Origin of the sequence: Secundilactobacillus collinoides DSM 20515 = JCM 1123, from assembly GCF_001435975.1 — a bacterium.
Lineage (GTDB): Bacteria > Bacillota > Bacilli > Lactobacillales > Lactobacillaceae > Secundilactobacillus > Secundilactobacillus collinoides.
Genome location: NZ_AYYR01000065.1, coordinates 1 through 16,060, shown reverse-complemented (window position 1 = coordinate 16,060; position 16,060 = coordinate 1). Strand labels below are relative to the sequence as shown.

At 46.1% G+C, this 16,060-nt stretch carries 16 protein-coding genes and 1 other annotated feature; of the genes, 9 read left to right on the top strand and 7 right to left on the bottom strand.

Going from position 1 to position 16,060, the window contains the following annotated elements; translation table 11 throughout:
• Positions 1–81: 81 nt before the first annotated feature.
• The 4 genes from hisD to hisJ form a co-directional block, all read right to left on the bottom strand.
• Positions 82–1,365, bottom strand: a complete 1,284-nt coding sequence (hisD, locus tag FC82_RS10955) for a histidinol dehydrogenase (protein ID WP_054761607.1) — start codon at positions 1,363–1,365, stop codon at positions 82–84.
• A gap of 4 nt (positions 1,366–1,369) precedes the next feature.
• Positions 1,370–2,002 carry an ATP phosphoribosyltransferase gene (hisG, locus tag FC82_RS10950; protein WP_054761605.1) on the bottom strand — a complete coding sequence of 211 codons (633 nt, stop codon included), beginning with the start codon at positions 2,000–2,002 and terminating at the stop codon, positions 1,370–1,372.
• A gap of 5 nt (positions 2,003–2,007) precedes the next feature.
• Positions 2,008–3,147, bottom strand: coding sequence for an ATP phosphoribosyltransferase regulatory subunit (locus FC82_RS10945; protein ID WP_056997015.1), 1,140 nt, complete (start codon positions 3,145–3,147; stop codon positions 2,008–2,010).
• Between the two features lie 54 nt (positions 3,148–3,201).
• Positions 3,202–3,462, bottom strand: a binding site (T-box leader).
• Between the two features lie 70 nt (positions 3,463–3,532).
• Positions 3,533–4,378: a histidinol-phosphatase HisJ gene (gene hisJ / locus FC82_RS10940; protein ID WP_175279836.1), complete on the bottom strand. Its 846-nt coding sequence runs from the start codon at positions 4,376–4,378 to the stop codon at positions 3,533–3,535.
• A 126-nt stretch (positions 4,379–4,504) separates the two neighbouring features.
• On the opposite strand from hisJ, the gene FC82_RS10935 reads away from it, so the two are divergent.
• Both FC82_RS10935 and FC82_RS10930 read left to right on the top strand, forming a co-directional pair.
• Positions 4,505–5,098, top strand: a complete 594-nt coding sequence (locus FC82_RS10935; RefSeq protein WP_054761603.1) for a M15 family metallopeptidase — start codon at positions 4,505–4,507, stop codon at positions 5,096–5,098.
• 78 nt (positions 5,099–5,176) lie between these two features.
• Positions 5,177–6,268, top strand: a complete 1,092-nt coding sequence (locus tag FC82_RS10930; RefSeq protein WP_056997014.1) for a DmpA family aminopeptidase — start codon at positions 5,177–5,179, stop codon at positions 6,266–6,268.
• On the opposite strand, the gene FC82_RS17200 is transcribed toward FC82_RS10930, so the two are convergent.
• From FC82_RS17200 to FC82_RS10915, 3 genes are read right to left on the bottom strand one after another with little or no spacing between them, the layout of a single operon-like run.
• On the bottom strand, positions 6,265–7,473 hold the full coding sequence (locus FC82_RS17200; protein ID WP_235809224.1) for a C39 family peptidase: 1,209 nt from the start codon (positions 7,471–7,473) through the stop codon (positions 6,265–6,267). The two genes, FC82_RS10930 and FC82_RS17200, sit on opposite strands and share 4 nt — an antisense overlap.
• Positions 7,470–7,931 carry an NUDIX hydrolase gene (locus tag FC82_RS10920; RefSeq protein WP_056997013.1) on the bottom strand — a complete coding sequence of 154 codons (462 nt, stop codon included), beginning with the start codon at positions 7,929–7,931 and terminating at the stop codon, positions 7,470–7,472. Before FC82_RS10920 ends, FC82_RS17200 begins: the two co-directional genes overlap by 4 nt.
• A gap of 51 nt (positions 7,932–7,982) precedes the next feature.
• On the bottom strand, positions 7,983–8,708 hold the full coding sequence (locus tag FC82_RS10915; RefSeq protein ID WP_056997012.1) for a winged helix-turn-helix domain-containing protein: 726 nt from the start codon (positions 8,706–8,708) through the stop codon (positions 7,983–7,985).
• Positions 8,709–8,888: 180 nt separating this feature from the next.
• Here FC82_RS10915 and FC82_RS10910 point away from each other — a divergent pair, with 180 nt between their 5' ends.
• The 7 genes from FC82_RS10910 (at position 8,889) to FC82_RS10880 (ending at position 16,051) form a co-directional block, all read left to right on the top strand.
• The gene (locus tag FC82_RS10910) at positions 8,889–9,797 is read left to right on the top strand and encodes a phosphate ABC transporter substrate-binding protein (RefSeq protein ID WP_056997011.1); all 909 of its coding nucleotides are present in this window, start codon (positions 8,889–8,891) and stop codon (positions 9,795–9,797) included.
• 89 nt (positions 9,798–9,886) lie between these two features.
• Positions 9,887–10,792, top strand: a complete 906-nt coding sequence (gene pstC / locus FC82_RS10905) for a phosphate ABC transporter permease subunit PstC (protein WP_054761601.1) — start codon at positions 9,887–9,889, stop codon at positions 10,790–10,792.
• Positions 10,792–11,679, top strand: coding sequence for a phosphate ABC transporter permease PstA (gene pstA, locus FC82_RS10900; protein ID WP_056997010.1), 888 nt, complete (start codon positions 10,792–10,794; stop codon positions 11,677–11,679). The genes pstC and pstA overlap by 1 nt, the downstream gene beginning before the upstream one ends.
• Positions 11,672–12,487, top strand: coding sequence for a phosphate ABC transporter ATP-binding protein PstB (gene pstB / locus FC82_RS10895; protein WP_420806431.1), 816 nt, complete (start codon positions 11,672–11,674; stop codon positions 12,485–12,487). Before pstA ends, pstB (FC82_RS10895) begins: the two co-directional genes overlap by 8 nt.
• A 6-nt stretch (positions 12,488–12,493) precedes the next feature.
• The gene (gene pstB, locus FC82_RS10890) at positions 12,494–13,258 is read left to right on the top strand and encodes a phosphate ABC transporter ATP-binding protein PstB (protein WP_082620331.1); all 765 of its coding nucleotides are present in this window, start codon (positions 12,494–12,496) and stop codon (positions 13,256–13,258) included.
• Between the two features lie 11 nt (positions 13,259–13,269).
• Positions 13,270–13,986 (top strand): phosphate signaling complex protein PhoU, encoded by a 717-nt coding sequence (gene phoU / locus FC82_RS10885; protein WP_056997007.1) that lies wholly within the window; start codon positions 13,270–13,272, stop codon positions 13,984–13,986.
• Between the two features lie 457 nt (positions 13,987–14,443).
• The gene (locus FC82_RS10880) at positions 14,444–16,051 is read left to right on the top strand and encodes a phosphatase PAP2 family protein (protein ID WP_056997006.1); all 1,608 of its coding nucleotides are present in this window, start codon (positions 14,444–14,446) and stop codon (positions 16,049–16,051) included.
• The last annotated feature ends 9 nt before the right edge of the window (positions 16,052–16,060 follow it).

The window sequence follows — 16,060 nt, the reverse complement described above, 5'->3', positions numbered from 1 at the left end:
GCTCTGGGCACAAAAGTCAGGCCCGGACTTTTCTGCCCAGAGCCGCTTCTGCTCCGCCCCCTCGGCGCCTTGCTCCGCACTCTAGTCCTTAAACCTAGACTCCACCGCTCTTGCGTGGGCTTCCAAGCCTTCTACACGGGCTAAGGTTGTGATGGCTTTTTCTTCCTTCTTCAAAGCTGCCTTACTATAGGTAACAAATTGAATCCGTTTCACGAAATCTGATACGCCGAGTGGGGAGAAGAACCGTGCTGTCCCACCAGTTGGCAAAATGTGGTTTGGACCGGCAACGTAATCGCCCACTGGTTCGGAGGCGTTGAAGCCGAGGAAGACTGAACCGGCATTCTTGATTTGGTTCAAGTATTGCATGGCGTCTTCAAGTTCGATCTCCAAGTGTTCTGGTGAGATGGCGTTCATCACCGTAAAGGCTTCGTCTAAGGTATCGGTAACGGCAATGAATCCTTTGTTTTGAACGGAAGCACCGGCAATTTCTTTACGCGGTAATGTTTTAAGTTGTTCATCAATTTGGTCAGACACAGCTTCTGCGAATTTTTCGCTTGGGGTGACCATCATTGGCCGGGCTAACTTGTCGTGTTCAGCTTGTGATAACAGGTCAGCGGCTACTTCACGCGGGTTAGCACTGTCGTCAGCAATCACACCAATTTCGGATGGGCCGGCAATCATGTCAATGTCGACTTGACCAAAGACCTGCTTCTTTGCCACGGCAACGAAGATGTTACCGGGACCAGTAATCTTGTCCACGCGGGGAATACTTTCAGTTCCGTATGCTAAAGCGGCGATGGCTTGGGCGCCACCGACTTGGTACACTTCGTCGATGCCGGCAATTTTAGCGGCGGTCAAAACAGCTTGGCCGATACCATCCTTTTGTGGTGGGGTCACCATAACGATTTTTGACACGCCGGCAAGTTTAGCGGGAATAACGTTCATCAAGATGGATGATGGGTAGGCAGCGGTACCACCGGGAACGTACAACCCAACGGCAGCTAATGGGGTAATCTTTTCACCACGGACAACGCCAGGTTGTTCAGCATCAACGAAACCGTTTTGGATTTCCTTTTTGTGGTAGCTGATGATGTTGTTTTTTGCCAGGTTCAACGCATCGATCAAATCCTGATCAGCGTTCTTGTAAGCGGCATCGATGTCGCTTTGTGGGACACGCAGGTCGGTTAACTCAACCTTGTCGAATTTTTTGCTGTATTCGCGAAGGGCGTCATCGCCATTTTTAATGACGTTACTAATGATGCCGGCAACCGTTGATTCAACTTCTGGTTGGTTTGCTTGCTGATCAGTTTGACGGTCAACTTGTTCGAGTAATTGGTCTAAGGTTTGGTTTTTCAAAATTTTCATATGACTACACTCCTAATGTTTTTTGGGCTTCTTGTAAGTTACTGATAAACGTTTTAATTTCCGGCCGGTACTGTTTCACAGCCAGTCGATTGACAACTAATTTAGTACTAACGGGTTGCAGTTCAGCATAAACGTGAAGGTCGTTTTCCTTCAGCGTAGTGCCAGTCTCAGTGATGTCGACAATCGCATCCGCTAATCCGATCAACGGTGCCAATTCAACCGATCCTTCAATTTTGATAATCTCAACGTCTTCGCCGATACTTTGGAAATACCGCTTAGTGATGCTGGGATACTTAGTAGCGATGATTTTACGCCGAACCTGTTGCGGATTGAAATCCCGAGTGGAGGCGAGGACGAATCGGCACTTGCCAACACCCATATCCAACATCGCGTATTGCGGGTTATTCTGCTCGGCTAAAATGTCGCTGCCGACGATGCCGATATGGACGGAACTGTTGTTGAGATACGTCAAAACGTCGGGACCCTTAACTAAAATAATTTGGAAATTCGGATCCTCGTTGAAAATTAACCGGCGCCCCTTGTTACGAACACCGCTGCAGTCAATGCCGCTGGCTTCAAGAAGCGGCAGCACTTGCTCCTCCACGCGACCCTTTGTTAAAGCAATCTTGATGGTCATGTCACTCACCTGCCTTCCGTTAAATCAATGAGTTTACGATTAGTACTAATGGCGATTCGTTTGGCTTCTTCAAGGCTGTCTGCTAAACAAAACGTGCTGTTCGGGGTTTTGTTGAGCGTTGTTTCGGCTAACTGCCACTGGTCGGCTTCGAAGTAGATCAAGGACTGTTCTGTACTGGCTGGCTCAGGCATCCGATCCACTAAGGCATCGGTGTCGAAGGCCAACCCGACAGCCGGTTCCTTTACCTGCTGGAAGCTGGTTAGCAGCTCGTCATACCGGCCACCGCTGAAGAGGTAGTCGCTTGAGTTTTGCGTGTACCCCTGAAACGCCATCCCCGTGTAATAACTCTGTGGTGACGGAATGCTCAAATCCAGGAAGACGGCCTGTTCTGGCGTCTGGGTTCGGATGAAACCAGCCGTTTGCTTCAGGTTGGTAATGACTGGTACAAGAGCGGTAATTTCTGGTAATGTATCCACCACTTGGATCACCTTATCGAAATCACCGAAGAGCCACGGCCACTCGTTGAGGAATGGTTCAAATGCTGTGTCCGCCAGTGGCTTGCAAAGCTGTTTATACCGGCTCAGATCCTTGGCGAACAACGCTTGTTTCAAGGCGTTTTTTGTCGGTTCCGGAATGGGCAATGCGGCAAGGACGTCATTGACAAATCGGGCATCGCTAAGTTCCAACGTCCAATCATCAATGCCAGCTGCTCTAACGCCTTCAAGTGCGATCTTCAAGCATTCCCACTCACCCTTGAGACTGGCGTAACCAACGAGTTCAATGCCGGCTTGCGTGAGTTGATTGTAACTTCCGGACAGTTGTTTCTTCACCCGGAAGACATCCCCACTGTAGTACCATTTGGCTGGAAGCTCTACCCCGGTCGTGCTCATCACCCGCGCAACCGGCAGTGTCAGGTCAGGTCGCAGGACTAACGCTTCACCCTGTTCGTCTAAAAGCTGATACGGCCGATAGTTGGTGAGGTTCAACGGCTTGAACACGTCCGCATATTCCAAGATTGGCGTAGTCAGTTTGGAAAAGCCGCGCTGCTTGAAAAGGTCGAACAATTTCGCGGTAATATTTTCCTTCATCTCTGCGCGGACCCCAAATTCATCGCGGGTGCCGCTTGGTAAATTACGGTTCTTCATCGTCTCACTCCGTTTCCTAATAAACAAAAAAGTCCTCGCAAGCTACTTAAAGCTTACGAGGACGATAGTATCGTGGTTCCACCTCATTTTGTTGCTACCTTACGATAGACAACCTTACGTTGCCACCTGCTAGTCGTCGCGAAGGCGAGAACAGCTAGGGGCAACCCTGATAACGCTAAACATGCGTACCGGCTTACTCAAGTTCAGCCGGTCAGTTCATAGACGTGGTTTCATCAATCATCGCGGTTCGGTTCCCATCATCCCGAACTCGCTTCACGCGACATATTGACTACTTGTTCTAATCACAACTTTATTTTGTCATTTAGTTTTAATGTATGAATCAAATATACCCCGTTTTTGCAGGAAGTCAACCCCTGTTTATCAATTAATTAGCAAAACGTTGTTGCACCATGAGTGTATGATAGCCGTGACCCACCTCTTTGAGGCTATGCGCGTCACTGCCATAAATCAGCGGTATATCAAGTTTCTTGGCAGCTGTCAGAATGTCAAAATCAGGATAGGTTTCGTTACAATACTCCTTATAAAGTCCCGCCGCGTTGTAATCTAACTGCCGGTGCTGATTATTAATTTTCTTTAATAAAGTTTGAATAACCGTCATCGTTTCCGGCGTGTAGGTCAACGGTAAGTGGAAATAATCCTGAAATTTTTTAATCAGCGTGATATGACCGATCCGCTGCGGCGTATACGGGCCAAGGTCAGTGTCCACTGCCTGAATCAATGCACTGAAATATTGCTGATAAAGTTTTTGCCCATCAGGTTGATGCGTTAATAGGCCCTTCTCAAAATCGCCGAGGGTGTCATCAACACACCAAAAACGGTCTTCGGTGCCCCGCATAAAATGCACCGACAGTATATTCTCATCCGTTTGCGGACCATATTCTGCCAAGAAATCACGCAACCAGTCTTCGTAACCCGGCAGAAAATCGATTTCAAACCCGATATTGATTTTTATCTGATTGCCATAGATTGCCCGCATCTGTTGACACTTCTTGAAGTAGGCGGGCAGGTCAGCCATCGCCATTGACGCCTCCGTCAGCCCCGTTTCTTCGCCAGCATATATGCTTGCAAAAGCATCGGGCAACGGTGCGTGCTCGGTAATACAATATTCTTGAAACCCTAATCGAATCGCCTTTTGAATCATCTTTTCGACATCGTCGCCACTGCCATGGGGACAAAACTCCGTGTGTGAATGACCCTCTTTTTTAATCATTGTTTACCTCATTTCAGTCAACCCGCGTTATCCGACAAACAATTTGGTATAATAATTGTGATAAGTTCTCATTTATTTTTCATATTTATTTTTATCTTACCCTGCCAAAGGAGGTCCGTCCAGTTTATGTTTAATGACAATCGGATTACTGTTGCAAAAGCAATCAAACCAGATCCAGGATTTAGCAATCTGCAGGCCATCGATGACAGCATTATCGTGGATCTCAAATACGCAACAACTGATAACTTTACGGGTCAGGTTATTTACGACTTTCAAACCGCGGTCGCACGCACTGGTACGGCGAAAAAGCTCGGCATCGCTGCCCAATTATTGTGGGCTCAGGGCTATCGCATCAAAATTTGGGACGCGTATCGCCCAACCGTTGCCCAGAAGAAATTATTTACGGTCTGTCCCGACCCCATGTGGGTGGCGCCGCCGAACCCGAACTATAGTCATGAAAAAGGGGTCACGTTCGACCTGACTTTAACTGACCTCGACGGTAATGAATTGGCAATGCAAAGCGGGTTCGATGATTTTTCAGACCGCGCTAAACGCAGTTATCAGCGGACCGCTGAACAGGACCGGTATTACCGCCTGCTGCTTGATGTCATGACCAAAGCGGACTTCCACGGTTACGAAAACGAGTGGTGGGACTATCAGGATAATGACGCTGACGCCTATGGCCCAAAGCAAGTCGACCCAAACGACTATCGACTATAAAACAACAAATTGTTATCTTTTATCAACGATGCGTTATCTTTATCATCACTCATCAATTTAGAATTGGAGACGATCACCATGGGTCTTAACGTACCCTTTCTCGACCCCGTCAGTACGACAAAACCGGGTCCAAAAAATCTAATTACCGATGTTCCCGGGGTTACCGTGGGCAACGTCACCTATAAAGACGGCACCCATAATACCGGTGTGACAGTCATCAAACCAACCCAGGATAACATTTTTCGTGAAAAGATCCCCGCAGCCGCCCACGTCATCAACGGGTTTGGCAAAAGTACCGGCCTCGTTCAGATCAAGGAACTAGGGACGCTGGAAACGCCAATCGTTCTGACCAATACCTTTGCTGTGGGAACCGCTGAAACGGCACTTGTAAAGGCAATGATGGCTCAAAATCCCGAGATCGGCGTAACAACGGGGACAGTCAATCCTGTGATCATGGAATGCAACGACGGCGATATCAATGCTATCCGGGACATTTTCATTACGGAAAACGATATCAACCAAGCACTGCAAGCCACGGGATCAACTTTTGAAGAGGGTACGGTTGGCGCCGGTGTCGGCATGAGCTGTTATGACCTGAAGGGCGGCATCGGCTCAGCCTCGCGGACCATCGACATTGACCGAAAGACGTTTACAATGGGCGCCCTGGTGCTTTCAAATTACGGTTTCTTACGGGACCTCAACATATACAACGAACCCGTTGGGACAAAACTTGCCGCGTTCAAAGAGGCTAAAAAAGACAAAGAAAACGGGAGTATCATCACGATCCTCGCGACAGATATTCCCTTCAATTCACGCCAGCTGACACGAATCAGCAAGCGTGCAAGTGTTGGTATTACAAGAACTGGAGCGTTCATTGGCAACGGCAGCGGTGAAATTGTACTAGCATTTTCAACGGCTAACCGAATCAGTCACGGCCCGCAAACGGAATTAACGACTCAGGCCGCTATCAGTGATGACAAGATCGACCGTTATTTTCGCATGACCGTCAGTGTCGTTGAAGAAGCGGTGCTTAGTGTCCTCACACACGCAACAACGATAACTGATCGTAAAGGCCAGCCGCGCCAGAGTCTACGCGATGCCATCAACGCCTACCTTGATGAACAGCCTGATGCTGATCTGGAACGTCTCAAAACGCAGCTCGGCATCTAGAGAAGCTCCACCGCCCAATGACGCGCATTATAGGCCTTAGCAAAGGTGGTTACGGGCAACCAGTATGGCCCATCAATCGGGTCAGATACGTGGAGCAGGTCACCGCAGCGACCATCCAGCAGCACCGCATGATTATTACTTAACGCCCGCCCAAAGGTGTATGCTTCTGAAACAGGCGTCTCAAATCCCACTGTCACATAGGTGACGATGGGATTTTTTTCTGTCAGCATATCCTTCAGCTGATCGATGTCGGCACCGCTGACATCCCGGGCTCGCCCATAGCGGTTCGCCCACTTCGTTAACGGCTCCGGGAAAATCGCCTCGAAGCGTCCCGAAACGTCATCCGCCGGGTCACCGCCAAACCCATGGTAGGGGTTATAATCGGCCGCGATCGGCAGTTGCTCAAGGAATGCCCCATAGTCTAAATTCTGTGCTTCACCCTTCCAGTGAAGTCCCATTAGCAGCGCCGCCGGTTCGCACCCGTTTGGCATGCCGCAGAATAGTTGATCAATGTTTTCAGCACCTAACAGCAGGTAATCGCTGATTGGGACTGGCTGGTCATTAGAAAGCAACACTGTGTTAGTTTTGGCAACGTATTGTACGTTATCGATCTGAAGAAAATGCTGTCCCAAATTATCGATCACTTCATCCGTAATCGGCAGAACCTGACCAGCAGCCAAACGGTCAGCCACTTGTTCAGCAGCGTTCAGTACGGGCGCACCAGTCGGCGTGACGACCTGCAGATGCGTTGCTGTATAGGGACGCGGTGTAAATTGCATTGGCCGACCGACTTCATGACAGGCCGCCTGCTTGATCAGATCCCCGCTAGCCGTTTCAAAGTAGGTTGCGTCAGTCGCTGTAACCACGGCTTGAATCGCGACCGTTTGTTTAAACGCATACCGAGCACCAAGGTCACCCGCAGCTCGTACACCTCGAATACCGCCAAGCTGACTGATGATAATCGTTTGATCGATCAGCGGCCGGCTCACCGTAATTTTGGGAACAACGATCAGGTCAGCCAGCGGGACTAGGCCTAATCGTGTTTGCGCCCACTTTTGATGATCATCCGTCAGAACCTGGGTTATCGTTACCAGGTCTTGAAAACTCAGCATGTCGATCAACGCACCATTTGCTTCGATCAGCCGCGTGCCGTTTTGGTTACTCACAATGGCTTTTTGGTGGTCAATTTCAGTTATCAGCTTCATTGATTTTCCTCCACATCATCGATGACTGCCTGTGCCATTTTCACACTTTGGTCATTAAAAAATTTGGGTAATTTATCAAGATCAAAGTAGGCGACCCGCTGCGTTTCGTTTGTCACGTGGTCCAGTTCATGACCGCCAACGACTTTAACGAGGTAAAGTGCCGTGATCAATTGGGTTTGATCACCGTTGGGATAGGTATAAAAATCTTTATCAAACAACTTCAGCAGTCGAATCGGCTCAACCTTCAAGCCGGCATCCTCCAGATATTCTCGCCTGCACGTATCCACAAATGACTCACCAAACTCCATGTACCCGCCTGGAAAGCTCCAGTCGCCTGTGTCCGTGCGTTCCTGTAACAACAGTTGGTGCCGTCCGTTTAACACCGCCCCCGCCGCCGTGTTTAATATCAATGGTCTGTGCCCTACTAACTGCCGCACTTCATGAATGTAATCTGCCAATTAACTCACACCTTTCGCCGATTCGTTTCGGATAGTTTCACCACTATCTTACTACACTTCAAGGTGGGTTATTTTGCCGCTTTTAAATTGAAAACCGAAACCGCGAACTGTCACCAACTGTCTCGGTGTCTTAGCATCCACTTCGATCAACTTTCGCAGTTTACTGATATGGGAATCGATAGCCCGCATCGTCGTGTCGCGCCGATTATGCCAAACACCTTCAGCAATTTGACCGCGAGTGAGGACAATGTTGGCGTTTTGCACAAAGAATACCAACAGCCGAAATTCCAACGGACCCATTTCAATCGGTCGACCACCAATTGAGACCCGGTAGTGCTGAAAATCGATCACCAACTGATCTAACTGAAGCTGCACCTTTGTCTGGCCAGCAGTTTCAACGATTTCATGATGTTCCTGAACCCAAATTTTTTGCATCATTCGCGCCCGAAGTTCCTCGTCTCGCATGGTAATATCTAACACATCATCAAAATGACACTGAGACATTAACCGCCAAGTCATAAATGTGTGTGCTTCCTGCCAGCCGATTGCAAGAAGGGCACCGTGAAATTGCTCTCGTAATAGTTCGATATTAGCGAGCTGACCGCTGAGCATCATTTTATTCTTTGTATCTAATATAATCATCATTTGATCGTACCGACTCAATAAAAAATCTGGTGGCAAAATCGGGGTTGTTGTTAACTGCCAATTATCGTTTAATTTTGTTAATCGGGTGACTAACGCTGAGTTGTCGCTAACAAGTAAGATTTTACGATTCATGATTAAAGTCCTCACTTCATTAAAGGATACTTTAGTTATGTCATAGAACTTATAAATAAAAAACCCTCTTTACACAATCATTACAATAATCATACAGTATCTTTACATTGCAGTTTTATACTGACCTTGTACTTAGGACGAACAACTTCTAAGCCAATAACTCACAAGGGAGTTTTTCTTATGAAAAACAAGGGCATTGTTTCCACAATTGTTACATTAGGTCTCGTCGGTCTTCTCTTAGCCGGCTGCAGTTCGGCTAGCTCAAGCAAAACAAAATCAAGCAGTTCATCAGCTTCATCCGCCACCAAAACAACAAAGGTAACCGCCGTTGGATCAACTGCTTTACAACCACTGGTTGAACAAGCAGCTACCAATTATCAAAAAACCAACAAGAATGCAAACATCACGGTTCAAGGCGGTGGTTCCGGTACTGGTTTGAGCCAAGTGCAACAAGGTGCCGTCCAAATTGGCAACTCTGATATTTTTGCAGCGCAGCAATCTGGTATTAAAGCCAAAAACCTGACTGACCACCAAGTTGCCGTCGTTGGTATGGCACCCGTGGTCAACAAAGATGTTGGTGTGACTAATGTTTCCATGAGTCAACTGAGAGATATTTTCACTGGTAAAATCACAAATTGGAAAACGCTTGGCGGTAAAAACCAAAAAATCAGTGTCATCAATCGGGCACAGGGCAGTGGGACTCGGGCAACCTTTGAAGCAGCTGTGTTAGAGGGTAAGAAAGCTGTGACTTCACAGGAACAAGATTCTAACGGAACTGTTCAAAAATTAGTTGCTTCAACCCCTGGTGCAATTAGTTACCTGGCCTTTTCTTACATTAACCCAAAGGTCCAGGCTTTAGATATTGATCACGTGAAGCCGACTGATGCCAACGTCACCACGAACAAGTGGAAAATCTGGTCGTATGAGCACATGTACACTAAGGGTCAAGCAACCGGCACAACTAAACAATTTCTAGACTACATGCTGTCATCCAAGGTTCAAAAAAGTTTAGTTAAAAACCTGGGTTACATCAGCATTCACAACATGAAGGTCACAAAAAATGCCCAAAACGTTGTTGCTACAAAATAATCAATACTAAGTCACAAAGAGAATTTTAGGTAACGGCACACGTTGCCTGAAATTCTCTTTACTTTCTCGGAGTGAATTGGGAGGTCATCATGGATTTAAAATCACCTTCAAAAGCGACGAATGAAGATCGACGTGGTCGCATTATTACCTACAGCTGCATTGGCATCATTATCGTTTTAGTTGTCAGTATTCTTTACTTTATTGCTTCCAGAGGATTAGCAACATTCATACAAAATCACGTGAATGTATTTAGATTTCTAACTGGTACGCAATGGAATCCAAGCTTACTCGACAGTCATGGCCAGCCTGAAGTTGGCGCACTGCCAATGATCACAACTTCCTTTCTTGTCACCATCTTGGCAGCTATTGTCGCCACACCTTTTGCTTTTGCTGTTGCAATCTATATGGTAGAGATTGCCCCAAAAAGAGGCACTAAGTTATTACAGCCGGTCATGGAATTACTCGTTGGGATTCCATCAGTTGTGTATGGGTTCATCGGTTTAACAGTTATTGTCCCCATCGTCCGCCACATATTTGGTGGTACCGGGGTCGGGATTCTTGCCGGAACGCTTGTGTTATTTGTTATGATTCTGCCAACAGTCACATCGCTATCAGTCGATGCGTTAACCGCTGTGCCCATGTATCTTCGGTCAGCCTCTTTGGCACTGGGTGCCACGCGTTGGCAAACCATTCGCAAAGTGATTCTTCGTGCAGCGATGCCAAGGCTGCTGACCGCCATCATATTTGGGATGGCCCGGGCATTTGGTGAAGCATTAGCTGTCCAAATGGTTATTGGGAACGCGGCGCTAATGCCGACCAGTCTGGTTTCGCCAACCTCGACGTTGACCAGTCAATTAACAACCGAAGTTGGTAACACCGTTATGGGGACCATCCAAAACAACGCGTTATGGTCGCTTGCCCTCATCCTATTGCTAATGTCATTGGTATTTAATCTGCTGGTTCACTTTATTGGGAAAAGGGGTGAGATCAAATAATGTCATCTCAACAATCAAACCGAGTTGCAACAATCGTCATCAACATCATGGTGGCATTCGTTGTATTGATATTGATTTTCCTGCTTGGTGATATTTTGATCACTGGCCTGCCACATGTGACCTTGCATCTATTAACGTCCCCTTCCCAATCGTTTGCTGCTGGCGGAGGTATCCGTGACCAATTATTTAATTCGTTCTATCTGTTAGTGCTCACGCTTTTGATTTCATTTCCATTGTCGTTAGGCGCTGCTATCTATTTAGCTGAATATGCCGCAAATAACTGGTTAACGAGCCTTATTCGAACCTCGATTGAAGTTTTGAGTTCGTTACCCTCCGTTGTGGTCGGTCTCTTCGGTTATTTATTGTTTGTCATTCAATTTAAATTTGGCTTTTCAATCCTGTCTGGCGCAATTGCATTAACCTTCTTCAACTTACCCCTGCTAATCAGAAGTATTGAAGGCTCACTTCACGCTGTCCCAAGAAGTCAACACGAGGCCGGAATCTCGCTAGGACTTTCCAACTGGAAAACCATTAAGGGTATCATCTTACCAGCGGCGCTTCCTGGTATTCTAACAGGAATCATTTTAAGTGCCGGACGTGTCTTTGGTGAAGCGGCTGCCTTGATCTACACAGCGGGTGAAAGTGCACCAATCGTAAGTTATACAAATTGGAATCCACTGGATTCGAATAGTTTTTTAAATCCGATGCGCCCGGCAGAAACACTCGCTGTGCATATCTGGAAATTAAACACAGAGGGTGTCACACCGGACGCAGTATCGATTTCTGCCGGTGCATCAGCAGTCCTTGTAATCGTTTTACTAATTTTCAACCTGAGCGCTCGGGCAATAGGAAATCACCTTTACCAAAAGGGCTCCGGCCATAAGTGAGGTAGAAAAAATGGAAAATAATAACATTTTTGCAAAAACGCACCTCGTGACACCCCAAGAACCGCCGGCTATCACAACGGATAACCTCCAAGTTTATTACGGTGATAACCACGCCATGCATGATGCTTCTCTTAGTTTTCCAGAGCACCAAATCACCGCGTTAATTGGCGCTTCTGGATCCGGAAAATCAACTTATTTAAGAAGTCTAAACCGTATGAACGATGACTTGGCCACAGTAAAGGGCAAAATCATGTACCATGGTATTGATATTAATGCATCGGATGTCAATGTTTACGAAATTCGTCGACATATCGGTATGGTCTTTCAACTGCCGAACCCGTTTGCAAAATCAATTCGAGAGAACCTGACGTTTGCACTTAAAGCATACGGCATCAAAAAAAAATCAGAATTGGATGAACGCGTTGAAACTAGCCTGAAGGAGGCCGCCCTCTGGGATGAAGTCAAAGACAACCTCAATCGAAGTGCCTTATCATTATCTGGCGGTCAGGCTCAGCGACTTTGCATTGCCAGGTCATTAGCGATAAAACCAGACGTTTTATTATTGGATGAGCCTGCCAGTGCGCTAGACCCGATTTCGACAGCAAAAATTGAGGCCACCCTCTTAAAATTAGTAAAAAAATACACGATTATTATCGTGACCCATAATATGCAACAGGCGTCACGAATCAGTAAATATACGGCCTTTTTTCACTTGGGCCACGTACTAGAATTTGACACGACGAGTCATATCTTTCAAGAACCACAGGTGCCTGTTACGCGTGACTACGTTCTTGGTAACTTTGGTTAGGAGGTCATGAATATGACATCAGCGCTACTAGAAACAGAAAATGTTCACCTCTATTACGGCGAAAAAGAAGCCCTAAAGGGGATCAACATTGATTTCAAGCCAAATACGATCAACGCATTAATCGGTCCCTCAGGCTGTGGTAAATCCACCTATTTAAGATGCTTAAATCGGATGAATGATCTCATTTCAGGCGTTAAAATTACCGGAACCTTCAATTTCAAAGGGACTGATATTTACGCACCAGACGTTAATCTCGTCACACTGCGAACAGAAATTGGCATGGTCTTTCAACAACCTAACCCCTTCCCCTTTTCCGTCTATGACAATGTGGCCTACGGACTGCGGCTGAATCAGCATCCAAGCAAAACTGAACTGGATGAAAAAATAGAAAAAGCCCTTAAGAAGGCTGCCGTCTGGGACGAAGTGAAAGATGATTTAAATAAAAATGCGATGGCCTTTTCCGGTGGTCAGCAGCAACGCATCTGCATTGCCAGACTATTAGCGGTTTCTCCCGATATTATTTTGCTAGATGAACCAACCAGTGCACTTGATCCTATTTCAAGCGGCGAGATTGAAGCAACCTTGATGCAATTAAAGAGTACCTACACAATTATTATTGTCACTCATAATTTACAACAGGCCTCTCGTATCTCAGACACGACGTCCTTTATGCTCAATGGCGAATTGATTGAAACGGGCCAGACAAGCAAATTATTCGTTACGCCGGATAAGCAAGAAACGAGCGACTACTTAAATGGCAAATTTGGCTAGGAGGCCTGACAATGCAAACACATTTTTTAGATATGTATCATACTTTAAATGATCATTTTACAGAAATGGGACAACACGTCAATGACCAGATCAACAATGCCACGCAGGCTTTTGTGTCCCGCAATAAGAAACAAGCGCGAGAAGTAATCGACAATGATCAAAAGGTAAACAAGTCTGAAGTTAGCTTGGAGAAAGAAGCCTTGGAGTTGATTGCGTTGCAACAACCATTCGCTGATGATTTTCGAGCCGTTATTTCAATTCTGAAAGCGAGTGCCGACCTAGAACGGATTGGCGATCACGCCGTCAGCATCGCCCAAGAGACCATTCGTCTGGACGATAAGACTGGCAACAAAAAAATTGAAGCAGCAATTGCGGACTTAAGTGAGCTTATCCGAAATATGTTGAATGATATGCTGGTAGCAACCGCAGAACTGAACTCAGAACTGTCACTCTCAGTGGCTCGTAAGGATCTGCAAGTGGATGCACAATATGTACGTCTTCGCCACACCCTTGCATCCACAGTTCAGAAAGAACCAACGATGGCTAAGGTCACTTCTGGGTACCTGCTAGTTGTTAAAACCTTGGAGCGTATCGGCGATCATATCGTCAACCTTGCTGAAGAAAATGTCTACAACCGCGATGGTAAAATTGTCGAACTGAATTTAGGCAAAACAAACCCAGAACTCGTTCAACAGGCTTTGGATAAAGACGAGAAAAACAGTAAATAAAATTGTGTTTTTGAATCAGTTATCCAAAACGGTTTCTGCGGAAAATAGATTGTTTCTATCGATGAATCGAGCCCAACGGACTTAGACCAAAGACTGAAAATAACTTCTTCAAATTTAAAAAGATGCCAGCCATGCTGCCCACCCAAGCTATGGTAAGCATCTTTTTCCCATCTAGTGAATCTAAACGATATATCCACATGATATCTGGTTTCAATCGTACCAGCTGACAGAAATCTTACGGGATGTCCTTATAAAATAAATCTCGCATTTCAGTAGGCACTCTTCGGCTAAACACTCGTGTAAAGCGCCAAGGTCTCCTTGCCTGAAACGAACCCGTCATCTTAACAAAATCATTACAAGCTCTTTACAGGACCTTTTCATGCCCTTTACAAGAGCTTTACAAGAATAAACTATACTGATTTTGGGTTGAAAAATACATTACCGTAGGAGGCTTATGATGAATCACCAACTGTTAAAGGGTATCATGCTCTGCAGCGCAACATTCGCCATCACGAGTGCCGCTTCGCTCATTCGGACCAATACTAGCCAGGCTAGCGCCTTGACTAATACGGAACTTCAAAAGGTTTTAGCGCCCAAAAAAGCGAGTTATGGCTACTACATTAACCAGTATAAAAGCAACACTAGTACTGATGTCACGCCACAGGATAATGCAGCCACCGCACTATTTAATAACAGTTTTTCAAAATACTGGGATCCTGCCAGTAATGGCACTAAATTAAATGCGAAAATATTAAATGAAAATCAACAAAAATCGGTGACTATTTCTCAAAATCAGACAGCTGCTGAGTCATTAAGATCCTATCTATCAGACCGCCGGGATAGTTCATATAACGAGATTCCCGCCCTTGGCCCCTTTGCCAATGCTTTCGTGAGAGACGCAGATGCAAAAACTAACTTTACAGCTTTCCCAAGCAAGCCTTGGCCTGCGACAGCCAAGGATGATCCATCATCTGGGGTTATTTGGGCTAGTGACAATTCCAAATTAGGTTCAATGGTCAGACTGGTAAATCTGACAGCAAGTCAGACGTATTCGTCATCAGGAAACCCCAAAAAATATTTCAAGTATGTGCGTCCCTTTCGACAAGGCCCTGGAATCAATATGAACAAATATTTGGTGGCTGTCTTTAATGCCACACCTGCCACCGACTATGACTTCCCTTCTGGTCACACCACTCAAGCCTTTGAGACAGCCTTGATAATGGGATATACCTTACCGCAACGATTCTCGCAAGAAGTCACTCGAGCATCTGAGGTCGGATACGATCGCGTACTAGTGGGTCGCCACTCACCATTGGCAGTCATGGGTGGTCGGGTGCTTGGAACAGCTGTAGCAGCGGCTGTATTGAATGATAGTTCTAATTCCGCCTTGATTAAGAAAGCCTATTCCAATGCACAAACTGTTCTAGCAAACAAGCCCGATAAAAATGCGGCTGACGATTACAATAATTACCAAACTAATCTTAAAAACTATGACGCAAGAATGACGTATGGGTTTGAAACAATTGATTCTAAAAAGACACCCATGTCAGTCCCAAAGGGCGCAGAAATATTATTGAAGACGCGCTTTCCATATCTGAATGTAACACAACGTAGAGAGATCTTGTATACAACCGGCTTTAAAGCTGGCTACCCAATTAACGACGATACCGAAGGCTGGGGACGCTTGAACTTGGTTAAAGCCGATGGCGGATTCGGCAAGTTGTTAACCAACACGACCATCAACATGAAAGAATCAAGTAAGCCATACAGTAAAAACGATATTTGGCGAAATAACGTTGGCGGCCAAGGAAGTTTGACCAAAGCCGGCAACGGTACGCTTTCATTGGAAGGTACCAACACATTCAGCGGCACAACCATCAAAGGTGGTACGTTAATTGCGAGCAATACACATGCGTTAGGAAGCGGTAAACTTAACCTTACAGGCGGCACCTCGAAGCTAGGCACTGGAAAGGTCAAAGTTCAGGGGAATTATGCACAAAACGCTAAGGCTAATTTAAACCCGGATTTAAAATCTAAGTGCAACAAGTTCAAATTATACAAATAGGCCATGGAG